This is a genomic window from Caldithrix sp. (assembly GCF_056497305.1).
The window spans coordinates 1-23,072 of the sequence record NZ_JBSMDE010000162.1; the positions used below are offsets into that span (position 1 = coordinate 1).

General features: G+C 45.9%; 17 protein-coding genes. 14 read left to right on the forward strand and 3 right to left on the reverse strand.

Annotated features, from left to right (window positions below; genetic code table 11):
- The 10 genes from ACWB0I_RS13480 to ACWB0I_RS13525 form a co-directional block, all read left to right on the forward strand.
- A partial coding sequence (locus ACWB0I_RS13480) for a pyrroline-5-carboxylate reductase family protein (RefSeq protein WP_479388595.1) occupies positions 1-323 on the forward strand: 323 nt, incomplete at its 5' end.
- A 956-nt stretch (positions 324-1,279) separates the two neighbouring features.
- A complete protein-coding gene (locus ACWB0I_RS13485; protein ID WP_479388596.1) occupies positions 1,280-1,858 on the forward strand; it encodes a 4Fe-4S dicluster domain-containing protein in 579 nt (192 codons plus the stop codon).
- Positions 1,855-2,742 carry a CoB--CoM heterodisulfide reductase iron-sulfur subunit B family protein gene (locus ACWB0I_RS13490; RefSeq protein WP_479388597.1) on the forward strand — a complete coding sequence of 296 codons (888 nt, stop codon included), beginning with the start codon at positions 1,855-1,857 and terminating at the stop codon, positions 2,740-2,742. Before ACWB0I_RS13485 ends, ACWB0I_RS13490 begins: the two co-directional genes overlap by 4 nt.
- Positions 2,743-2,763: 21 nt before the next feature.
- Positions 2,764-6,132 carry an FAD-dependent oxidoreductase gene (locus ACWB0I_RS13495; RefSeq protein ID WP_479388598.1) on the forward strand — a complete coding sequence of 1,123 codons (3,369 nt, stop codon included), beginning with the start codon at positions 2,764-2,766 and terminating at the stop codon, positions 6,130-6,132.
- 138 nt (positions 6,133-6,270) lie between these two features.
- On the forward strand, positions 6,271-6,714 hold the full coding sequence (locus tag ACWB0I_RS13500; RefSeq protein WP_479388599.1) for a hydrogenase iron-sulfur subunit: 444 nt from the start codon (positions 6,271-6,273) through the stop codon (positions 6,712-6,714).
- Positions 6,715-6,746: 32 nt separating this feature from the next.
- Positions 6,747-7,748: an NADH-quinone oxidoreductase subunit B family protein gene (locus tag ACWB0I_RS13505; protein WP_479388600.1), complete on the forward strand. Its 1,002-nt coding sequence runs from the start codon at positions 6,747-6,749 to the stop codon at positions 7,746-7,748.
- Positions 7,749-7,790: 42 nt separating this feature from the next.
- Positions 7,791-9,269 (forward strand): Ni/Fe hydrogenase subunit alpha, encoded by a 1,479-nt coding sequence (locus ACWB0I_RS13510; protein WP_479388601.1) that lies wholly within the window; start codon positions 7,791-7,793, stop codon positions 9,267-9,269.
- Positions 9,259-9,765: a hydrogenase maturation protease gene (locus ACWB0I_RS13515; RefSeq protein ID WP_479388602.1), complete on the forward strand. Its 507-nt coding sequence runs from the start codon at positions 9,259-9,261 to the stop codon at positions 9,763-9,765. Before ACWB0I_RS13510 ends, ACWB0I_RS13515 begins: the two co-directional genes overlap by 11 nt.
- A 371-nt stretch (positions 9,766-10,136) precedes the next feature.
- Positions 10,137-12,308, forward strand: coding sequence for a S9 family peptidase (locus ACWB0I_RS13520; protein WP_479388603.1), 2,172 nt, complete (start codon positions 10,137-10,139; stop codon positions 12,306-12,308).
- Between the two features lie 213 nt (positions 12,309-12,521).
- Complete coding sequence (locus ACWB0I_RS13525; RefSeq protein WP_479388604.1) at positions 12,522-13,655, forward strand: alanine racemase; 1,134 nt, start codon at positions 12,522-12,524, stop codon at positions 13,653-13,655.
- Here the strand turns inward: ACWB0I_RS13525 and ACWB0I_RS13530 are convergent.
- Positions 13,633-13,845: a hypothetical protein gene (locus ACWB0I_RS13530; protein WP_479388605.1), complete on the reverse strand. Its 213-nt coding sequence runs from the start codon at positions 13,843-13,845 to the stop codon at positions 13,633-13,635. The genes ACWB0I_RS13525 and ACWB0I_RS13530 overlap by 23 nt on opposite strands.
- A gap of 393 nt (positions 13,846-14,238) precedes the next feature.
- Here ACWB0I_RS13530 and ACWB0I_RS13535 point away from each other — a divergent pair, with 393 nt between their 5' ends.
- The 4 genes from ACWB0I_RS13535 to ACWB0I_RS13550 all read left to right on the forward strand — a co-directional run bounded on the left by ACWB0I_RS13535 (position 14,239) and on the right by ACWB0I_RS13550 (position 21,555).
- Positions 14,239-15,972 (forward strand): carbon starvation CstA family protein, encoded by a 1,734-nt coding sequence (locus tag ACWB0I_RS13535; RefSeq protein WP_479388606.1) that lies wholly within the window; start codon positions 14,239-14,241, stop codon positions 15,970-15,972.
- A gap of 11 nt (positions 15,973-15,983) precedes the next feature.
- Positions 15,984-16,259 (forward strand): DUF7990 family protein, encoded by a 276-nt coding sequence (locus tag ACWB0I_RS13540; RefSeq protein ID WP_479388611.1) that lies wholly within the window; start codon positions 15,984-15,986, stop codon positions 16,257-16,259.
- Between the two features lie 2 nt (positions 16,260-16,261).
- Complete coding sequence (locus ACWB0I_RS13545) at positions 16,262-17,140, forward strand: ArsA family ATPase (RefSeq protein WP_479388607.1); 879 nt, start codon at positions 16,262-16,264, stop codon at positions 17,138-17,140.
- An 89-nt stretch (positions 17,141-17,229) separates the two neighbouring features.
- Positions 17,230-21,555 (forward strand): hybrid sensor histidine kinase/response regulator, encoded by a 4,326-nt coding sequence (locus ACWB0I_RS13550; protein WP_479388608.1) that lies wholly within the window; start codon positions 17,230-17,232, stop codon positions 21,553-21,555.
- Positions 21,556-21,635: 80 nt separating this feature from the next.
- Here the strand turns inward: ACWB0I_RS13550 and rnhA are convergent, their stop codons facing one another.
- On the reverse strand, positions 21,636-22,085 hold the full coding sequence (gene rnhA, locus ACWB0I_RS13555) for a ribonuclease HI (protein WP_479388609.1): 450 nt from the start codon (positions 22,083-22,085) through the stop codon (positions 21,636-21,638).
- A 15-nt stretch (positions 22,086-22,100) separates the two neighbouring features.
- Positions 22,101-22,655: a DUF2179 domain-containing protein gene (locus tag ACWB0I_RS13560; RefSeq protein ID WP_479388610.1), complete on the reverse strand. Its 555-nt coding sequence runs from the start codon at positions 22,653-22,655 to the stop codon at positions 22,101-22,103.
- Positions 22,656-23,072 lie beyond the last annotated feature (417 nt).

Genomic DNA, 23,072 nt, shown 5'->3' on the forward strand with positions numbered 1-23,072 from the left:
TGGCGGCTGCCACGGCATTGGGCGCCTGCGGCGTGGCTTTCTTTCTGCGCGCCATTCGCGCCGCTTCACAGGGCGGCATTGAAATCGGCTTTCCGGCGGACAAGGCCATGTTGATTGCCGCGCAAACCTCGCTGGGCGCGGCGCGTCTGCTGCTGGAAAATCAAACCCATCCCGAAGCGGAAATCGACCGCGTGACCACGCCCCGCGGCGTCACTATTTCTGGATTGAATACCATGGAGCACCAGGGCTTCAGCTCAGCCATGATCAAAGGTATTGTCACTTCGTGGGAAAAGGCGGCCAGATTGTACAATGACGAAAAATAGAGATTGTTCATTGTTGGCAATGATGACCAGGTCATGCCCCGTGTTTTTCTGAGATAGAATGGCGCTTTGCAAAACAGGGAAAGGTGTGTGTATCTAACCGACTTTGCCATTACGCTTTCTAAGAAAAGAAAATCGTAACCATTATTCAATTAGAAAGCCACGAATGCACGAAAGAGAATATTTAATTAAAAATTTAAAATTAAAAATTACGAATTACGAATTATTTCGTGAAAGTGCAAGTTATGCCCAGGCGGTGAGGAACCATGCCGGCATGTCATTCTGAGAATCCCTTACATTGGCAGAACATTCGAAAGAGCAATGTAACTCGTGCTTCAATCCGCGACTTTGTGAGGGCTAAGCATTTATGGCGAGCTTTTGTTTTAAAACCCATCCCCCCGGCTCCCTTCCCTTTAAAAATAAGGAAGGGGGAGTTTTATTCTTTGATTTGTAAATGTTCATCTACTTTAACTTTTGGAAATGCTTTGTAGTAATGTCACACAAAAATTTTGGCACGCAAAAGGGTTAGAGCTTTTAAGAGAAGTATTTTAAAAGAGAAGCCATTTTCTTTCGACTCTCTCAAAAAAATCACAACATTTTTTCTTTGATTTCAAGAAGCTACCAATACTTAATTTTAATTTCTGGAAAGCTATTCAAAAAATCTTTGCCCGAACTGGATTGGCCCAAAAGAATAGCGCTGGGGACTCCGGACATCCAGATTGGTTGAAAAGAGCGATTGAACAAGGAGGTACGTAGTCTTAGGCTACCGTTTCCTTTTTACCCGCAATCGTTTCCAATAGAAACGTTTGGCTGTTAGTCCGATGGACAAATGACATTAAAAGTGAATTAGTAAACCACTGATATTTAATAAGTAACATAGAAACCGAATTCAAAGTCTTTTCTGGCATTAAATTTGTGAAATCTTTCATGGTATATAAGATCATAAGATGGAGAGCGCCATGCAAATTTTACGTAAGGTCAAATATGAAAACGAATTAGACCCCGAATTTCCTGACTGGCTGAGTAAAATGCCGGGAGGCGAGCGGGTAAAAGAATGCATGCAGTGCGGCACATGCAGCAGCATCTGTCCGGTGAGTATTTACATGGATATCACGCCCAGACGGTTAATGGCCATGGCCGATGCTGGTTTTAAAGATGAAGTTTTACACAGCTTTACCATCTGGTTGTGTGCTTCTTGCTACGCCTGCACTGTAAATTGTCCCAAAGATATTAAGATTACCGATGTGATGTACAGTCTGAAACGCCGGGCTATTGAAGAGCATGTTTTGCCCAAAAAACGTTTTGCCATTCCCATTTTGGCCCGTTCCTTTGTCAATATGGTCAAAAAGAATGGACGCACCACAGAAAGTCGGCTGGTTATGATTCTGGCCTTTAAGGTCGGGTTATTGCACCTATTGCGCATGGTCCCCTTAGGCTGGCGATTGTTGCGTAGCGGGCGTCTTTCGTTTAAAAAGGAAAAAGTACAAAACAGACAACAAATTAAAGCCATGCTCAAGGCTGCGGAGGCATCGTCATGAAAACATATACCTATTATCCGGGATGTTCTGTAAAAGGGACGGCAAAACCATACGAAGCTTCTCTTTTGCAGGTATTTGAGGCCCTGGATTTAAAATTGGAAGAACTACCGGACTGGAATTGCTGTGGGGCCACCTTTTACATGTCTGTGGATGAAACTACCTCGTTCATTCTATCTTCCAGAAATCTGGCCCTGGCTGAACAATTGGGTCGGGACATTGTAGCGCCCTGCAGCGCCTGTTACCTGACTCTGCAAAAGACCCAGGATTACATCAACAAATATCCGGAAATCCGTCAAAAGGTGGATGCCGCCCTTACGGCTGCCAATCTCACTTACAGCGGGCAGGTTAAAGTGCGCCATCCTCTGGAAGTGTTGATCAATGATGTTGGCGTAGAAGTGATTCGAAACCGCGTTCGATCGCCCTTGCGTTCCTTCAAAATAGCGCCCTATTACGGCTGCCAGATTGTCCGGCCCTTTCAAGAATTTGATGACGCTACCTACCCGATGACCATGGACGATCTATTCCATGCCCTTGGGGCCGAGGTGATCGATTATCCGGTCAAAACCCGCTGTTGCGGCGGTTCACTTACCGGTACTATGGCAGATGTGGGCTTACGTTTGAATTACATCTTGTTAAAAGAGGCCCTGGAAAGAGGAGCCAACTGTATTGCCACGGTTTGTCCGCTGTGTCAGTTTAATCTGGAAGCCTACCAGAAAAAGGTCATCAAATCCTACAAAGAGATAACGGAAATTCCGGTTTTGTATTTTACGCAGTTGCTGGGCCTGGCTTTTGGGATTGAAGCCAGCCAATTAGGTTTGCAACATCAAATCATTTCGCCAAAGAAGCTGGTGCAAAGTTTACACTTTGCCCGGCCCACGGTTTAAATAAAACGATTGGGGAAGTTTATGGGACAGAATGGAAACATAAAAATTGGCGTGTATGTGTGTCACTGTGGCACCAATATTGCCGCCAGGGTTAATGTACCGGAAGTGGTTGAATTTGCTTCCACGTTACCCTTTGTTACGGTGGCCCGCGAGTACAAATTCATGTGTTCCGATCCGGGGCAGGAGCTGATTAAACAGGACATCAAAGAGTTGGGCATTAACCGTGTGGTAGTGGCCTCCTGTTCGCCGTTAATGCACGAAGCCACTTTTCGTCGGGCGGTTGAAGAAGGGGGCAGCAATCCCTACTTCTTTCACATGGCCAACATCCGCGAACACGATTCCTGGGTTACCGGGGATGTGCAGCAGGCCACGCACAAAGCCAAGGCTTTAATTGCCGCTGCCGTAAAACGCGTATTTTACCATGAAGAGTTGCAAAAGAATTCCGTGCCTGTGAACGACAATGTTCTAATTGTAGGCGGAGGCATTGCCGGCATTCAATCGGCTTTAACCATTGCCAACGCCGGTAAAAAAGTCTATCTGGTGGAGCGCGAGCCCTCCATTGGCGGCCACATGGCCAAATTTGACAAGACCTTTCCTACCCTGGATTGCGCTTCCTGTATTCTGACGCCCAAAATGACCCAGGTAGCGGCGCATCCCAATATTGAACTGCTGACCTATGCCGAGGTCGATGCGGTTGAAGGCTATGTTGGAAATTTCAAAGTTCAGGTGCGCAAAAAAGCGCGCTATGTAAATGAAGATTTGTGTACCGGTTGCGGAGAATGTACCAAAATTTGCCCAATTACCGTGCCTTCGGAATTTGATGAAGGGCTTGGGACACGTACGGCGATCTACCGCCCCTTTCCGCAATCGGTACCTAACACCTACACCATTTCACGGCGCGGCATTCCGCCCTGCCAGGCGACCTGCAGTTTACATCAAAAAGCGCAGGCCTATATTCAATTGATTGCTCGTGGCGAATTTGACAAGGCGCTGGAAGTCATCTTACGCGATAATCCGCTGCCTTCCATCTGCGGTCGGGTTTGCTCGCATCCCTGCATGTCGTTATGCTCGCGTAACCGCCTTGATGAACCGGTCAATATTCCGGGACTCAAACGCTTTGTGACCGATCAGTTTGTCGATTTTGAACTACCTAAACCAGATCCTTCGCTGGAGCGTGAGGAACACATTGCCATTGTCGGTTCCGGGCCGTCCGGTTTGATGTGTGCCTATGAATTACGGCAGCGCGGTTACAAAGTGACCATCTTTGAATCGGCTTCGCAACCTGGTGGCATGTTGATTCAGGGCATTCCGGCCTTCCGTTTGCCGCGGGGCATCATCAATAAAGAGATCGAACGGCTGGAACGGATTGGCATTCACATTAAACTCAACACCCATGTGGGCCTCGATATTTCATTAAAAGAATTGAAGAAGAAATACGCCGCAGTGTACCTGGCAATTGGCGCCGGAGTGGAACGAAAGTTAAATATTCCGGGCGAAGATTTGCGCGGTATTTGGGGGGGAATCGATTTCTTACGGCGCATTAATCTGGGCATGCATGTTACGCCGGGAAAAAGAGTGCTGGTCATCGGCGGGGGGAATTCTGCCATTGACGCGGCCCGCACGGCTTTGCGCAGCGGCGCTGAAGAGGTGACCATTGTGTACCGGCGCAGCCGCAACGAAATGCCGGCTGACCAGTTAGAAGTGGAAGAGGCAGAAAAAGAAGGAATCCGCTTCTATTTTATGGCTTCGCCCGTGCGTTTTATTGGCAGCAACGGGCGCGTTTCGGCCATGGAGTTCATTCGCACCAAGCTGGGCCATCCCGATGAATCCGGCCGCAGACGTCCGGTGCCCATTCCCAATTCAGAATTTACCCTTCCCTGTGACGGAGTGATCGTGACCATCGGACAAAAACCGGATGTGGAAGCATTGAAAGATCGGCTGGGGCTGGCCGTTACCAAATTTAACACCTTTGCCGCCGATCCTCTGACCCTGGAAACCAATATTCCCGGCGTTTTCGCCGGCGGCGATTGCGTTACCGGTCCGGATGTGGTGGTTAACGCCATGTTTGCCGGAAGAAAAGCCGCCATTTCCATAGATCGCTTTTTAAATAATCAGGATATAAGCGAAGGTCGTGAAATGGAAGGGCCCTTCGAGCCTTCTTTTGTGCTGGACACAGAAGGCCTGCCCATCAAATGGCGGGTGGAAATGCCCACCATTGAAATTGAGAAGAGGCGCACCTTTGAAGAGGTGCATTTAGGGTACACGCCGGAGCAGGCCATGCAGGAGGCGGCCCGCTGTCTGGCCTGCGGAATTTGCTGCGATTGCCAGCTGTGTTCCACGGTTTGCGAAGCCAAGGCGATCGATTACAATCAAAAAGACGAAATCAAAGAAATTGATGTGGGGACCATTATTCTGGCTACCGGTTTTAAAACCTTTGATCCACGTAAAATTCCGACCTATGGCTACGGCCGCTTTAAGAATGTTTTTACCAGTCTGGAAATTGAACGGTTAATCAATTCTGCCGGGCCAACCGGCGGAGAAATCATTTTGCAAAATGGCCAGAAACCCCGCAGCGTGGGCATCATTCATTGCGTCGGTTCAAGAGATGTGCACCACAACCGCTACTGTTCGCGGGTGTGCTGCATGTACTCATTGAAATTTGCTCACCTTTTACGGGAGCGACTGGGTGCCGAGGTGTACAACTTCTATATTGACATGCGCGCCTTCGGCAAGGGCTACGAAGAATTTTACGACCGTGTCCTGGAAGAAGGCGCTCATTTGATCCGTGGACGTGTTGCCGAAGTAACCGATGTGGCGCTCGATCCATCGGAAAAAGGAAAACTGGTCATTCGCGTGGAAGACACCATGGTGGGAATGGTACGGCGCATTCCAGTCGATATGGTTATTCTCTCGGTGGGCCTGGAAGCCCAGCCCGATGCCGATCAAATTCGGCGCCTGTTCAATATTTCCTGCAGCACTGAAGGATTCTTTCTGGAACGGCATCCCAAATTAGCGCCGGTTTCTACGTTTACAGATGGCGTCTTTTTAGCGGGCGCCTGCCAGGGGCCGAAAGATATTCCCGACGCCGTGGCTCAGGCCGGAGCGGCAGCGGCCGAAGCATTGGCTTTAATCGACAGAGGCGAAGTGGAGTTAGAACCCAATACAGCCTGGATCAATGAGGAGATTTGCTCCGGCTGCCAGACCTGTGTGGCACTCTGTCCGTTCTCGGCCATCAGCTACGATTCTGAAAAACACGTTTCGGTCATTAATGAAGTGTTGTGTAAAGGCTGCGGCACCTGTGTGGCTGCCTGTCCCAGCGGTGCAGCCCGACAACACCTCTACCTGGATGAAGAGATCTTTGCGGAGATCGAGGGCGTGCTAATGGTCTGAAAGCCGAGGATAAGGTGGCGCTCTGTCTGGATTTCGGAAAACAAGATTTGAACCCGAGCTCTGTAAATCCATGATAAGAGGAGACGCGTTAACAGCATTTGCAAAACAGAAAGCGTAAATAATTTGAAGGAGACATCCATGTTTGAACCAAAAATTGTGGCCTTTTTTTGCACCTGGTGTACTTACACAGCAGCCGATCTGGCGGGCACGGCACGAATGCAGTACGCGCCCAATGCCCGCATTATCCGCGTTATGTGTTCCGGTCGCATCGATCCTCAGTTTGTCCTAAATGCCTTCCGCAAGGGAGCCGATGGCGTGTTGATTGGCGGCTGTCATCCCGGCGATTGTCATTACCAGGAAGGCAATTACAAAGCTTTACGGCGTTACCATTTATTGCAACGCTTGCTGGAGCAGATGGGCATCGAAAAAGAGCGTTTACGTCTGGAGTGGATTTCTGCTTCCGAGGGCGATAAGGTGCAAAAAGTAATTGACGAAATGACTGAGCAAATCCGTGCCCTGGGGCCACTTAAAATTCTGGAAATCCCTGAGAAATCGCCATTCAGGGCCGCTTCACTTTCGTGAATTAACAAGATGTATTTGCATGAGGTAGGAACATGAGCAAACCTAAAGTTGCATTTTACTGGTGTGCCAGTTGCGGCGGCTGTGAAGAAGCCGTTGTCGATCTGGCCGAAAACATCCTGGATGTGGTTAATGCCGTGGATATCGTTTTCTGGCCGGTAGCACTCGATTTCAAACGCCAGGATGTGGAGCAAATGGAAGATGGTGAAATCGATGTTACGTTTTTGAACGGCGCCATTCGCTTACAGGAACAGGAAGAGATGGCTAAACTTCTGCGACAGAAATCCAAATTGATGATCGCCTTTGGCAGTTGTTCGCATCTGGGGGGCATTCCTGGTCTGGGCAATTTGTGGAATAAGCAAGAAATTTTTAATCGCGCTTACCACGAGGTGCCCTCGCTGGAAGAGCATAACGGTAAGCATCCGGAAACACACGTCAAGGTGAAGGAAGGGGAACTGGAATTGCCCGAATTTTACAATACAGTTCGCGCTTTGAATCAGGTGGTTGAAGTGGATTATTATCTTCCTGGGTGTCCGCCCACGCCCAAGCTGTTGTTGGATGCGGTTCAGGCTATTTTGAAAGGCGAGCTGCCGCCTCGCGGTTCGGTTCTGGCGCCAGACAAAGCCCTGTGCGAAGAGTGCTCGCGCAATGACAGTAAACCGGAAAAACTGTTAATCAGCGATATTAAACGGCCGCATGAAATTCACATCGATCCGGAAAAATGTCTGTTAGCTCAGGGGGTAATTTGTATGGGACCGGCTACCCGAGCCGGTTGTGGCGCATTGTGCGTGAACGGCAATATGCCCTGTACCGGCTGTTTTGGTCCAACGTCTAAAGTTGTGGATCAGGGGGCTAAGGCGCTGGCTGCCATAGCTTCCATTTTAGATTACAACGATGAACGCGACATCCAGGAAGTTTTGAACAAGATTACCGACCCGGTGGGTACCTTTTACCGCTACAGTTTACCCGTTTCGTTACTACAACGGCGGAATCTGGGACATTTAACAGCCGAAGAAGAAAAGACGACCCAGAGTTGATCATAATTGGTAGTGTGTTACAATAAAAAACGGAGCAGGAAAATGGGACAAAAAATCACCATAGACCCAATTACCCGCTTGGAAGGCCATGGCAAAATCGCCATCTTTTTGAATGATGCAGGAAATGTGGATCGGGCCTATTTTCAAATACCCGAATTAAGGGGGTTCGAAAAGTTCGCCGAAGGGCGCCAGGCCGAAGACATGCCTCAAATTACCTCGCGTATTTGTGGCGTTTGCCCAACGGCCCATCACATGGCTTCCACCAAAACGCTAGATGATTTGTACAAAATTCAGCCACCGCCAACAGCGCGCAAAATCAGAGAACTGGTTTACAACACCTTTATGGTGGAAGATCACGCCTTGCATTTCTTCTTTTTAGGCGGGCCCGATTTTGTCACCGGCCCGGATGCCCCCAAAGCCGCGCGTAATATTTTGGGCGTTTTACAAAAGGTAGGCACAGAAACGGGCGTCAAGGTGATTGCCATGCGTCGGCAACTCAGAGAACTCATCACAGAGATGGGCGGAAAAGTCGTTCATCCTGTGCTGGGCTTGCCTGGCGGCGTGTCTAAAGCCATGAGTAAAGAGATTCAGGAACGTTTTATTGACGTGGCTAATCAGGCTGTGGAATTTGGTCTGTTTAGCCTGCAATTGTTCGAAGATGTGGTGCTGAATAATTCCGCTTACGTCGATATTATTACCTCGCCCGCTTACACACACAAAACCTATTACATGGGGTTGGTGGATGAACATAATCATGTCAATTTTTACGATGGTTGGATTCGCGTGGTAGACCCAGACGGGAAAGAATTTGCCCGTTTTAAAGTGCAGGAATATTTGGAGCAGATCGCCGAACATGTTGAACCCTGGACTTACGTAAAATTCCCCTTCTTAAAAAATGTGGGCTGGAACGGCTTTAACGAAGGGAAAAAATCGGGCATCTACAGTGTGGCGCCCCTGGCCCGGCTGAATGCTGCTGACGGCATGGCCACACCGAAAGCTCAGGAATTCTACTTAAAATTCTTTGAAACTCTGGGCGGTAAGCCCGTCCATTTTACTCTGGCCAACCACTGGGCGCGTTTGATCGAGCTCCTTTACGCAGCAGAACGTATGGTGGAACTGGCCAATGATCCTGAAATTATTAGCGACAATATTCGGAATGTACCCAATGAAAAACCAACCGAAGGCGTAGGTGTGGTAGAAGCGCCGCGCGGCACTTTAATCCACCATTACCAGACTGACGAACGCGGGGTAATTCGCAAAGCAAATTTGATTGTAGCTACGCAGAATAATGCCGCCCGCATTGCCATGTCCGTTGATAAGGCGGCCAGAAGTCTCATTAAAGATGGACATTACGATGATGGCATCCTGAACCAGATCGAAATGGCATTCCGGGCTTACGATCCCTGTCACGCCTGTGCAACGCATTCCTTTCCCGGCGAAGTACCTATCATTTACCAGTTTTTTAATCTCCAGGGGCAAAAGCTCTGGGAAATTGTGCGTGGAGCGCGCGATGTCACTTAAACACAAAAATACCCTGGTTCTCGGCCTGGGTAATCCTGTGATGGGAGACGACCGCATCGGTTTAATGCTGGTTGAAGATCTGCAAAAAGTACCATCATTAAATCAAAACGTGCGTTTCCAGACTTCTACTCAGGCCGGGCTCTACTTGCTGGATTTATTAATTGGCTTTTACAAAGTGGTTTTCATCGATTCTGTCATCTGTCCCGCAGAAAAACCAGGACAAATTAAGTGCTGGTCTTTACCAGGTAGCCCTTCCCATGTTCAGGGCAGCTCACCGCACTACATCGGCGTAGGTTCCATGATCGAAATCGGTAAACGCCTCCATTTGCAAATGCCCGAAGAAATGTGGTTAATTGGCATTAATATCAGGGATGCCATACAGATTGGTGAAAAATTAAGCCCTGATTTAAAAAAGCAGTATGGACAAATTTTAAGCTCCGTACAATCTTTGATGGAAAAAATTCTCCGTGACACGCAAGCCTTGCAACCGGCCTGAAAGCAGTTAAGCGCATAACAGCCTGCCTTTATATGATTTGACCAACCTCTTAATCACCTCGCGTGGGTGGGGCACATCTGTAGTTCCCCTCCTGAGAGGGGCGCACATAAAACTCCCCTCCTGGGAGGGGCAAATCCAAAACTCCCCTCCTGGGAAGGGTTGGGGGTGGGTTCACTTTCAAAGTAAAAAATAAAAAAGAAAAAAAGATTAAAAAAAAACGGAAGCTTAAAGGAAAAAAGGAGTTCGCGGGCAGAGAACGGGGAAAATCCATCTCTGCCATTTAGGCGCAGAGCCAATTCATGCCTTAGTTTAGCTTGCAAGTAATTCTATTTTTTTTGATATTGTTCCTTTAATAATATGGAGGTTTAAAAATGAGACGTATCATTTTTGTCTTTATTGCCCTACTTTTTTTCAGTTCTGTCAAAGCACAGCAAAAAGAGCTTACCTTAGAAGATATTTTTAAATCAAAACAATTTGCTCTTAAATATCTACGGAACCTTCAGTGGCTGCCTGGAGAACAGGCTCTTTTGTTCATGCGACCCGGAGAGAAAAAACATAAAATCATTCGCCATGCAATTTTGTCGGGAGAAGAAACCGAGTGGCTGGATTTGAGTTCGGTTAAAGATCCTTACACGGGTCAGCCGGTTCACATGTTCAGCTTCACCCTATCCAAAGATGGTCGTAAAATGTTGATTAAGACCGATGCCCGGCGCGTGTGGCGTCGATTTGATGAGGCGCGTTTTCTGGTTTACGATCTGCAGAGCAAAAGCATTCAATCCGTCTGTAATGATTCCACTCGTGTACGCCATGCCAAACTATCTCCGGACGCCCAAAAAGTAGGGTATGTGCTGGACAATAATATTTTTATTCAAGATTTAAATACAGGGGACATCCGGCAAATTACAAACGATGGCTCCGATGTCATCATCAATGGTCAGTTCGACTGGGTGTACGAAGAAGAATTTGGCCAGTCTGATGGCTGGCGCTGGTCGCCGGATTCTAAGCGAATTGCCTTCTGGCGCGTGGATCAATCACAAGAGCCAACGTTTAGCTGGACCGAATTTGAGGGGAAATATGGCAAAGTAAGAAGCATTCACTATCCCAAGGCCGGCGATGCCAATGCGCTGGTCAAAATCGGTGTGTATGATCTGGAGAACGGACAAACGATCTGGATGGAGACCGGTTCGCAAAAGGATGTGTACATTCCGCGTATTAAATGGACGCCTTATCCCCACACTCTGGCCATCATGCGCCTGAATCGCTTACAAAATCATCTGCAGCTTCTGCTGGGTGATGTGCGTAATGGGCAAACCAGAGTAATTTTAACAGAAACCGATTCCTGTTGGGTCGATGTGCGCGATGATTGGCGTTTCCTAAAAAAAAGCAAGGCTTTCATCTGGAGTTCGGAGCGCGACGGATTCCGACATCTTTATCTCTACGATTTAGATGGCAGGCTTAAAAAGCAGTTAACCAGAGGGAATTGGGAAGTCACGGCCGTGTTCGGGCTATCGGAGCAGGAGGACCGTGTTTATTTCACTGCCAACAAAGGCAGTTCCATCGAAAATCATATTTTTTCTGTAAAATTAAATGGTAAGCAGTTACAATCTTTAGATAAGAGCCCCGGCTGTCATCATCCTCTGTTTTCCCCCGATTGCAACTATTTTGTCGATACCTACTCCTCGGCCCAGCAGCCGCCCATTCAGCTGCTTAAATCGAACAAAGGCAATACCATTCGTACATTGCTTGAAAACACAAGAACCAAATTTGACAGCATTCCTCTGGCCCTGCCCCAATTCTTGACTATCAAAACAAGCGATGGGATTACCTTGAATGCGCGGATGATTAAACCGGTCGATTTTGATCCCCGGAAGAAATATCCTGTGTTGATTTACGGTTATGGCGGGCCTGGGTCTCAAATGGTATGGAATGTCTGGACACGGGATATCTTGTGGTACACCTTACTCACGCAAAAAGGTTATCTGATTTTTACGATTGACAACCGCGGTACTGGCGGTCGTGGAAAAGCCTTTAAAAATCTGGCTTACGGCGATATCGGAAAGTACGCCCTGCAAGATCACATAGAAGCAGCTCAATATCTGGCTGGCCTTCCTTACGTCGATTCTAAACGGATTGGCATCTGGGGCTGGAGCGGCGGCGGTTATCTGACCTTAATGTGTATGACCAAAGGTTCAAAATATTTTAAAGCAGGTATTGCCGTGGCTCCGGTGTCGGATTTCCGCCTTTACGATACCATCTGGAGCGAACGGTACCTGGGGGTACCTCAGCAAAACAAAGCAGGCTACGATTCAACTTCTGTATTAAATTACCTTGATAGCTACCAGGGAGGATTGCTTATCGTACATGGGGCCTCGGATGACAATGTCCACATGCAAAATACCATGCAGGTCATTAAACGTTTGCAGCAAAGGGGCAAACAGTTTCAACTGATGATTTATCCTGGACTCAACCACAGTCTGCAGGGCAGAGGAGCGCACTACCATCTGTACAAAATGATGACGCAGTTTATTTTGAAAAATTTGTAAGGTTGCGCTTTGGTAGTTGAGAGCAGAGAAGCAAAGCGTTCTGAACCGGGCATGGGGCTAAGCTTATTGGTTGTAATACCTGAAAAAAAGCGGATCTTATTTGCCCAAAGCGATGGTTGAGGTTTGTTGGGGAATGACCTGGTCGTTCATACCTTAATAAGAACGATTGCCCCTTTTTCATTAACGCACAATTCAGAGTAGGAAAGAAGCCTTATGTTCAATCTGGAGCGCATTGTTCGGCCTACATTGCTGCTGGATGAAAGAACCTGTCAGACCAACATTGAGCGAATGCAGGCTAAAGCCGCAAAGCATGGTCTCATTTTCAGACCACATTTTAAAACCCACCAATCCCGGACCATTGCCGCCTGGTTCAAAGAACGGGGAATCGAGCAGATAACCGTATCTTCACTCTCCATGGCCGACTATTTTGCCCGGGACGGATGGCTGGATATTACGGTGGCATTTCCAGTCAATATTCGTGAAATCGCCCTGATCAATGATCTGGCAGGTCGTGTCCAGCTCAATTTGTTGGTTGAAGACCAGCAACATATCCAGGCCATGGCCCACAATACCACTACAGAGATTGGCCTTTTCCTGAAGATTGATACCGGCTATCATCGAACGGGAGTGCCTGTTGAACGGGTGGATGTAATCGATCAACTGGTGCAAGAAATATCCAGACATCCCAGGCTGCATTTTAAGGGATTTTTAACACATGCTGGAAATACCTACCATGCCAGATCAAAAGCTGAAATTTTGCACATCCATCAGGACAATTTACAGAAACTGACTGCCCTTAAGCGGCGCTACCTGAATGTGTTTCCGGATTTAATTGTTTCCATAGGAGATACACCATCCTGTAGCCTGGCCGAAGATTTTAGTGGCATTGATGAAATCCGACCCGGGAACTTCGTTTTTTTTGATATAATGCAGTGGAGGCTCGGTTCCTGCTTTTTAGAAGATATCGCCGTGGCTCTGGCCTGTCCTGTTGTGGCCAAACATACTGACCGAATGGAGGTTGTGCTTTACGGCGGGGCGATTCACCTGTCCAAAGAACAGATCGCCTGGCCCGAGGCACAGGCTTGCTACGGAATTTTAGTGGAACTTGATGAAGAGGGCTGGCAGCCCCCCAAAACTTTACATCCTCTCATTGCCCTTTCTCAGGAGCATGGAATTGCCAGGGTCGATCAACCAACTTTTGAAAAGATACAAATTGGTCAGCTTGTGGGCGTTTTGCCTGTCCATTCCTGTCTAACCGCCAACCTGATGAGACAATACCATGGGGGCTCAGGACAAGTGTATGATCATTTTGAGAATGCTTCCTTTATAAAATCGACCTCGCAATAGCGGGAATGCCAAAATTTTTGTGCTGCTTGAGGAAGTAAAACGGTTGAATTGTTGATTGGTTGATTGGTTGAATGGCCTGTCCGGTGGCCAGACCTGTCAGGCTGCGCTTTGCCAGACGGGCCCGTCCTACGGCCGGACAAGCCTGTCCCCGAAAACGGGATCTGGAATGACACTCGGTACGAAGCCTCACTGATTGTCATTTCGACCGATGCGCGGGGCGAAAGCGACGTGCAGAGTATAGCGAAATATCTTCCCCGAACGTGTCATTCCGGCCGAGCACAAGCGAGAGCCGGAATCTCTTTAATCATGTAAGGGATTCTTCTCCAGCTGAAGCGGGAATCAGAATGACATGCCGGCACAGACCTTCACCGCCTCGGAAAACTTGCCCTTTCGCAAAATAATTCGTAATTCGTAATTTTTAATTTTTAATTATAATTACTTCTTTGTGCTCCTTGCGGTTTTTTAAAGTTTGCGGCTCTGCTGCATTAGTTTTGTTACATCCAGAACATATTTTACATTTTTGTGATGATTTTTTAAATTATCCCAATATTTTTTAAATGAATGATTGGCAGGGAGAGTGCTCATGGATGTTTTATTAATGGTTCTGATTACCTTTTTCGGTTATATTTTAATGTACCATCTTTATGGCAAATATCTGGCACGGGCCATCTTTAAACTTTCTAAAGAGGCGGTGGTGCCATCCAGAGAATTTGAAGATGGGATCGATTATGTGCCCACAAAAAAAGAGATCATTTTTGGACACCATTTCACTTCCATAGCCGGTACCGGGCCCATCGTAGGACCGGCCATCGCCATAATCTGGGGGTGGCTTCCGGCTTTGCTGTGGGTTTTTCTGGGTTCGATTATTATGGGGGCCGTACACGATTTCGGATCCCTGGTCATCTCTTTACGGAATAAAGGCAAATCCATTTCCGAATTCACAGCGCGCTACATTAACAGTCGAACGCGTTTTTTCTTCTTTTTAATTGTTTTTCTGGCCTTGTGGATTGTGATCGCTATTTTTGGCCTGGTGATTGCGATCATTTTTAATATTTTCCCCTCCTCCGTTTTGCCGGTTTGGTTACAAATCCCCATCTCCATTACGCTGGGGTATGTAATCTACAAACGGAACGGCAATGTCATTGTGTGGTCGATTATTGCCGTTGTAACGCTGTACGCCACCATGGTGCTGGGCGCCTATTTCCCGTTAAAGATGCCTGCCCTTTTTGGGATTCCGCCTACCGGCATCTGGACCATTATTCTGCTGATTTATGCCTTCTGGGCTTCGGTACTGCCCGTTACCACCTTACTACAGCCACGTGATTTTATCAATGCCTATCAATTGTTGATTGCCATGTTCCTGATGACCTTAGGAATTGTGTTTGCCGCTTTTACAGGTAAATTGACGTTGGTTGCCCCGGTGGTACAGATGCATCCACCGGAAGCCCCTTCCATGTGGCCCTTTTTATTCATTACCATAGCCTGCGGGGCTATCAGTGGCTTCCATTCTCTGGTGGCTTCCGGTACCTCTTCCAAACAGGTTAAAAGTGAACCCGATGCCCTGTTTGTAGGTTATGGCTCCATGTTAACCGAAGGGGCTCTGGCTACGCTGGTCATCGCTGCTGTTGCCGGAGGTATTGGATTGGGATATCAATCGGCTGAGGGTAAAATGCTGTTCGGCCTGCAGGCCTGGACAACGCACTATGCCAGCTGGACCGCAGCCGCCGGATTAGGTTCTAAAATTGCCGCTTTTGTAACCGGCGCCGCTAATTTTATTACCAGTCTGGGCATCCCCCAGAACATCGCTACGGTGATTATGGGTGTTTTTGTAGCCTCCTTTGCCGGCACCACCCTGGATACAGCCACCCGAATTCAGCGCTACATCATCAGCGAACTGGCTTCGGACGTTAAAATGCCTGCCTTGTCAAAACGCTATCCGGCCACGGCCTTTGCCGTTATCACCGCCGGCCTGTTGGCCTTTGCTTCCGGTGCGGATGGCAAGGGCGCTTTAACGCTCTGGCCCATGTTCGGTGCGGTAAACCAAACCCTTGCTGCGCTGGCTCTGATTATTATTACGCTCTATCTGCGGAACAAAGGCGGAATAAAATGGATGGTCTCCGGATTACCCGCCCTTTTTATGGCCGTAATGACCCTGTGGGCCAGTCTATTGAATCAGCAAAACTTCATCTCTACTAAAAATATTATGTTGCTTTCCATCAACGGCCTTATTATTTTGCTAGTATTGTGGATTTCCGTGGAGGGATTACTTAAATTCTTCAGGGCAAATGGAAAAGAGGTAGAATTACAATTAGAATAATAAGCAAATTAATCGGGGTTAAACACTGGTTTAAAAAACAATATCAGAATTGGGACGAGTTTTTCCGAGCACAGGCAACGGATAATCTGGAATGGGAAGTGGCCGAGCTGGAAAACATTTTTACCTTGCTTACCCTGGGGTTCTTCATCGGATTACCCTCTCCTCCGGCGCCGGTTGCCTTGCACTTGCTGCCGGAAATGGAAGAGCACTTAATTTTAATGTTACAGCGTACCGATTTAGCCTCAAGCCCATTGTCCCAATTGTTCTCATCTTTTGATGTCGGATAGACATGGAATGTTATTTTATCTTAGGAAAAGGCGGCGTTGGTAAATCGACCATTGCCATTTTAAAATCTTTAGCTTTTACTCAAAGTAAAAAACAGGTCTGGCTTGTATCACTGGATCAAGCGCACAATCTGTACGACATTATTGGCGATGAAAAGAAACAATTGCCCCAAACGCTTCATTTTTTTGAACCCAATATCGATCGTTTTATTAAAAAATTTCTACAGCAGAGCGAACAGCTTTTACAAAAGAGTTATCGATATTTAACCTCGTTAAATCTGGAACACCATTTTAGTGTGTTAAAGCAAACTCCTGGTTTAGAGGAATACGGTCTTTTGTTGGCTTTTCAGCATTATTGGAATGAAAAGGCATCGAAAGTGGACGTTTTAATTTTCGACATGCCTCCCACAGCAGTGGCTCTTAAATTTTTTAGTTTACCTTTTGTTTCCACGGTTTGGTTAGAACAATTATTGCAATTGCGAAAAGATATCCTGAAGAAAAAAGAGATTATTTCCCGGGTAAAATGGGGAAAAAAGGAGATTGAAACCGATGCCATCAAAAAAAATCTGGAACAGCAGTTGATGCAATACCGACAATTGACAGAACTATTCAGAAACAAAGAGATTTGCAAAATTATTCTGGTAGCCAATCCCGACACGGTTTCTCTGGCAGAAAGTCGACGAATTGAGAAACAATTATCGGATTTAAAGTTAGCTGTCAGTCAATTTGTTCTTAACAAAATGAAGGACCTCGGATCAATGGAACCAGAATTTTCATTGGGTAAAGGAATTGAAACACACAAGTTACCCTTTTTTGAAAGTGGCTTAACGGGTATTTCCAGGTTAAAACGTTTTGCAGAGCAAAACAAGCATGTTTTAATTTAATACTTTTTTTATAGAAAAATTTAAGCTTTGGCCACTTGATTCGACAATGGATTATGGATTTAATCTAAATGATAGAGTGTGTTGAAAAAATGAAAAAAATTCTCTTTTATGTAATCATTATTGCGGCGGTAATGCCATCACTCGCCAGTCGTGTTGAGGTTCGAAATTACAATGTGCAGCACGGGCTCGTGCAATCTCAGGTGTTCGATATTGTGCAGGATAAGGAAGGGTTTATCTGGTTTGCAACAGCCGGCGGAATTTCACGTTTTGACGGCCATGATTTTAAAAATTTTACCAGACGCCAGGGCCTGGCGGAAAACTACACCACAGCGGCTTTGGTGGCGGACAATGGCGATCTCTGGTTTGCTCACCAAAAAGGAAAACTCACTAAAATTGATCCCGTAACGTTTAAAACTGAAACATACCAGATCAGAATCAATAATGTGCCTCAAAACCGATTTCAAATTTACAGATTGTTTCAGGATGCATCGGGACGCATCTGGATAATTACCATTGGTCGAGGGCTTTATTTTTTTCAGGAGGGACAGTTTCATAAATTAACGCGTAAAACCGGTTTACTCAGCTCCTATGTTTACAGCATGCTCCAATACGATGATTCAACATTATGGGTGGCCACGGCCCGCGGCCTTTCAACCATTCACTTAACCGATTCTCTCCCAGGACAAATCGATTCGCTGGAAATCCTGAATCTCAAAAAGCCTTTTTTAATAGATATGGTGCGAGATTCAACAGGGAATGTATGGTTCAGTGTGCTGGATAAAGGGCTGTTTGTCCTTAAAACCAACGGCCAGGTAGAAAAACTTACCAGAGAAGACGGACTGCTGGAAAACAATATCTGGAACATTGCTCTGGACAAAGAACAAAACCTCTGGCTCAGTTACAACACTCAGGGCATCTCTTTCGTTCAGCAAATACAATCTCAAACACAAAAGTATAAAATTGAGCATTTTAAACCACAAGATCCGCTCACATCGGGTGATATTTTCAAAGTTTTTGTGGATAGGGAAAATAATATCTGGTTGGGATTGAATGGTAAGGGCGTTGATTTTTTAAGAGAATCGTTGATGCGCCATTATCGCATGGCCCAGAAGGATGCACCAGAGAACATCATCTGGTCCATCTGGGGGGATGGGAAGGATTATTGGTTTGGGCTGGAATCAGGTGTAGCCCATATGAATCTGCAAACGGGAAAACGAGAGATAGTCCACAAAATTGGCGATAAAGAGCTCACTAGTGTCATGCAGGTTTTCCCGGATCGGATAGGAAACCTATGGTTCATTTCTTTTGGCGGAGGCATATTTAAATATGATTTGAAACAGAAACGGTTTTCGGAATTCAAAATTCCCGATGATATCGATGCCCAATATGTCTTTTGCATGGAACAAAGCAATGACGGAAGATTGTGGTTTGGATTTGAAGATTATGGCCTTTTAGTGTATTCACCTCAAAAGAATACATTTGAACATATTACGCATAAAAAAAATAAGGTCATCAGCGATAGCATCTCCTTTATTTACAAAGATGATATGGGGAATTTATGGATTGGTACCTATGATGCGGGATTAATAAAGTTTGACGGTAAAGAATTCCAGAAATTTGGCGCAGAAACCGGTTATCCGATTCACGGGCTAACTTGCATTACCAGCGGGCCTGACGGGCGACTCTGGATGATCAGTACAAATGACGATATCATCGCTTTTGATGGTAAAAAAGTAGAAATATTGACTGCCCGTTTTGGCTTTACGCAAAATTCACTGTACTCGCTGAAATTCTGGAAGAATCAGCTCTGGATCGGCACAAACAGAGGGCTGGTTTGTATTGATTTAAAAACAGGCGGTAAATATGAAATCGGATTGAATAGTGGTTTTGAAGTGACGGAAACAAATGAAAGAGCCGTTTTTTTAGATGCGGATAGCACAGTGTGGTTCGGAACCATAGATGGCGCGGTCAGAGTGAATCCTGCTCTCTTAAATAAGTACATCTTAGAACCAATTATCAAATTATACGATGTTCGGGTATTCTCCCAACCCTTTCAATGGCCAAAGGACAATAAATTATCTTATCGTCAGAACCATCTGACGTTTAATTTTACAGGGATTTTCTTCAAAGTACCAGAATGGCTGAAATTCCAATACCGTTTAAGTGGTTTTGATGCTTACTGGTCGAGTCCCACTACGTCAAGAATGGCACAATACTCTTACATCCCTCCGGGAGCATATAGCTTTCAGGTTCGCGCTTCTATTGATGGCGTACACTGGTCAGAACCGGCACAATTGAGCTTTATTATTACACCGCCCTTCTACAAAACATGGTGGTTCATTGTTCTCAGCAGCTTATTAATTTTTTCTATTGTCATTGGAACCATCTACTATCGGGATGTCAAAAACAAACAGATCCAGGCTTATCTTGAGCAAATGGTCCAGGAACGAACCATTGAGCTGAAACAAGAAAAAGAGCGGGTCGAAGCCATCAATAAAGCGCTGGCAGAAAGTGAATATAAATTCAGGACACTGACCGAAATTTCTCCTTCTGCTATTTTTATTTACCAGGATTTTAAGTTTGTTTATGTGAATCCAGCCACAGAAAGCATTACCGGCTATTCAAAGGATGAATTGCTCAACAGGCCGATTCTTGATCTTGTACATCCGGATTTTAGAAGCATTGTTGCAGAACGCGCTCAAAAAAGAATGCGTGGTGAAAAGGTTCCCGATCGTTATGAATTCAAAATTATTCGCAAGGATGGTCAAGAGCGCTGGATCGATTTCTCAGCAAAAGCGATTAAATATCTGGATCAAGAGGCCGGTCTGGGCACTGTTTTCGACATTACCGAACGCAAACAGGCCGAAGAGGCTTTACTCCAGGAGAAGGAACGATTGGCAGCCACACTATCTGCCATTGCCGATGGCGTGATTGCTACCGATCGTCAGCAGAGGATTATCCTGTGCAATAAGCGGGCACTAACCATTATGAGCCTGGATGACCTTGATGAAGAAAAGTGTTTTGGCAAAAAATTCTCTGAATTAATCCAATTAAGAAACGAACATTCGGATGAATTGCTCCCTAACCCGGTTGAAGAATTAATCCATTCCAATGGGGCCAACCAGATTGAAGGTACCGGTTATCTGGTGACCCGGCAGGACAATAAGGTACTTGTCGATTATTCAGCCGCGCCCATTTTTGACAAGGATAGCCATATCATGGGTGTGGTTATGGCTTTTCGCGACATTTCTTCAAAAAGGCGAATGGAAAAGGAATTGTTAAAGAACCAGAAACTGGAATCTATTGGCGTCCTGGCCGGTGGAATTGCTCACGATTTTAACAACTTTCTGACAGCCATCATGGGTAACCTCTCATTATTACGCCTGCGCATGAACGAACAGGATAAAAAATTAATCAGTCGGATTCAGAGCGCCGAAAAAGCCGCCGAAAAAGCTCAGGAACTCACGCATCAATTACTCACCTTTTCTAAAGGCGGATTGCCCATCAAAAAACCAACGGATATTTACGAACTGGTCAAAGAAACGGCCGAGTTTGTCTTAAGCGGTTCCAATGTCGATTACGTCATGGAAAGTGAGTCCGGGTTGTGGAATGTGGAAGTAGATCCCGGACAGATTAATCAGGTCATACAAAACCTGGTTATTAATGCCGATCAGGCTATGCCCAATGGCGGAACCATCTTTTTAAAATTGAAAAATGTGACCATCGAAGAAAAAAGTAAATTACCGCTCAACCCGGGCAAGTATGTTCGCTTAAACATTAAAGATCAGGGTGTGGGCATTCCGGCCAAGTATTTAGCCAGGATTTTTGATCCCTTCTTCTCCACCAAACAAAGTGGCAGCGGACTTGGCCTGGCTACAGCCTTTTCGATCATTAAAAAACACAACGGACACATTGAGGTTCAATCAGAAGTGGGTGTTGGTACAGAATTCACCATATACCTGCCAGCCACAATTAAAAGAGATGAAAAGGTAGAGAAAAAAATTACGATCAGTAAATTTACGAAAGGCAATAGCAAACCACTGGTGTTGGTCATGGATGATGAAGAAATGGTGCGTGATTTAGCCGCCAATCTGTTCGATCAGTTGGGCTTTGTGGTGGTGCAAGCCAAAGATGGCCGGGAAGCCATTAATCTGTATCAGGCGTTTATGGAAAATGCCCAAAAAATCGATCTGGTGGTCATGGATTTGACCATACCCGGCGGGATGGGAGGTAAGGAAGCCGTGGCTAAATTACTGGAAATAGACCCCGAGGCACAAGTGATTGTGTCCAGCGGATATTCTAACGACCCGGTAATGGCCGAGTATCAAAAATATGGTTTTAAAGCGTGTTTAAAAAAACCATTTAAAATTGAGGAATTGGTAACCATCCTGAATGAAATAATGAACCCCGCCTGAAAATCAGCCAGTGCTTGGTGAATTAGCCCAAAAAAATGGTATTGATTGATGAGTGATCTGGAAAAGGGCAGGAAACTGGTTCATAAATCTTTCAAGGTCGGATGTGCAGCCGCTTTAACAGCCAATTGGTCACATCGTTCGTTTTCCGTATGACCATTATGTCCTTTGAGCCAAAAAAAGTGTACCTTGTGCTTTTGCATCAATTTTACCAAACGCTTCCATAAATCCACATTCTTTACCGGCTCATTTTTGCCTCTTATCCAGTTTCTTTTAATCCAGCTTTGCAACCAGCCCTTGTTGATTGCGTCCACAATGTAACGCGAATCGGAATAAACGGTGACTTCGCATGGCTCCTTAAGCGCTTCCAGCCCCTTGATAATAGCTAACAACTCCATACGATTATTGGTGGTTCGCGTGTAGCCCTCTGACAACTCTTTGGTATGCGGGCCATATTTTAAAATTGTCCCAAAACCGCCAGGGCCGGGGTTGCCTGAACAGGCCCCGTCTGTGTACATTTCGATCTGTTTCAATTCCTTCCTCCTAGGTTATTTTCTTTTCAAAATATCACGCCACCTGCGATGACGGGAATTTGCGTACTGCGGATAAATGCTGCGCACATCCGATACCGAAATCAGAGCAGCGGGATCAAATTCTCTGGCAATTTGTAACACTTTTTTCACTTTTTTTCGCGGAACGACCAGATACAAAAAATCGAGTTGTTCCTTTTCGTTGGAGGCAAAGAGGTGTGTTACCTTAAAGCCTTCTTCACGTAACAGCATGCTCAGAGTTTTTAAATTTTCTTCAGTTACAATTTGAACAGCCTGATTACCGAGCGCCAGTTTATTTTCCAGAGAGATGCCAATCACATTCCCCAGACCAAAGCCCAAACCATAGGCCAGATAAGAACTGACATTGCTCAGATTTTTCATCACCTGCCCAATAGCCAGCAACCAGATAATGACTTCGAAAAAGCCTAAAACTCCCGCCCAAATACGGTTCCCGCGGCCAATCATAATAATGCGGATCGTTCCAATGCTCACATCTGTAATGCGGGCCAGACAGATGAACAAAGGCGTAATCAGGTAATTCCAGATTACCATACTCTTCTCACCTACCGCGTTCGCATCAAATTGTCCAAAAAACATCAAATTGAGTAATGTTTGTACCCAAAATCAAACCACAGGTTCAGTCATCGCCCTGTCCGGTAGCGGAAAATAAGGACAAAAGGGCTTTTGACTTTAATAACCAGACGTAAATTTATTTCCCTTAGTTCAAATTAATAAAAATGAGTTGCTCAGTAAAGAACTTTTTAAAAGAAATGGCAGAAGTGGATTTAAAAGATCTTTTGAAGTAAATATTCTAAGGCAGCATAGCCGCAACCAAAAGTGATAGAAACTGTTTTAATCACAATTATATTTGGCGCAGATTTAGCAGATATTCGCAGAAATAATTTAAACCAATTCTTCAACACGTCCTCCCTAAAACAGCATAAAAATTTTCGCATCCCGCTAAGCGGG

Bases quoted from the DNA above. Each gene is read 5' to 3' on its own strand.
- ACWB0I_RS13550 (WP_479388608.1), top strand. From the start codon at position 17,230: ATGAAAAAAATTCTCTTTTATGTAATCATTATTGCGGCGGTAATGCCA.
- ACWB0I_RS13495 (WP_479388598.1), top strand. From the start codon at position 2,764: ATGGGACAGAATGGAAACATAAAAATTGGCGTGTATGTGTGTCACTGT.
- ACWB0I_RS13545 (WP_479388607.1), top strand. From the start codon at position 16,262: ATGGAATGTTATTTTATCTTAGGAAAAGGCGGCGTTGGTAAATCGACC.
- ACWB0I_RS13510 (WP_479388601.1), top strand. From the start codon at position 7,791: ATGGGACAAAAAATCACCATAGACCCAATTACCCGCTTGGAAGGCCAT.
- ACWB0I_RS13515 (WP_479388602.1), top strand. From the start codon at position 9,259: ATGTCACTTAAACACAAAAATACCCTGGTTCTCGGCCTGGGTAATCCT.
- ACWB0I_RS13500 (WP_479388599.1), top strand. From the start codon at position 6,271: ATGTTTGAACCAAAAATTGTGGCCTTTTTTTGCACCTGGTGTACTTAC.
- ACWB0I_RS13520 (WP_479388603.1), top strand. From the start codon at position 10,137: ATGAGACGTATCATTTTTGTCTTTATTGCCCTACTTTTTTTCAGTTCT.
- ACWB0I_RS13525 (WP_479388604.1), top strand. From the start codon at position 12,522: ATGTTCAATCTGGAGCGCATTGTTCGGCCTACATTGCTGCTGGATGAA.
- ACWB0I_RS13560 (WP_479388610.1), bottom strand. From the start codon at position 22,655: ATGGTAATCTGGAATTACCTGATTACGCCTTTGTTCATCTGTCTGGCC.
- ACWB0I_RS13535 (WP_479388606.1), top strand. From the start codon at position 14,239: ATGGATGTTTTATTAATGGTTCTGATTACCTTTTTCGGTTATATTTTA.
- ACWB0I_RS13485 (WP_479388596.1), top strand. From the start codon at position 1,280: ATGCAAATTTTACGTAAGGTCAAATATGAAAACGAATTAGACCCCGAA.
- ACWB0I_RS13505 (WP_479388600.1), top strand. From the start codon at position 6,747: ATGAGCAAACCTAAAGTTGCATTTTACTGGTGTGCCAGTTGCGGCGGC.
- ACWB0I_RS13490 (WP_479388597.1), top strand. From the start codon at position 1,855: ATGAAAACATATACCTATTATCCGGGATGTTCTGTAAAAGGGACGGCA.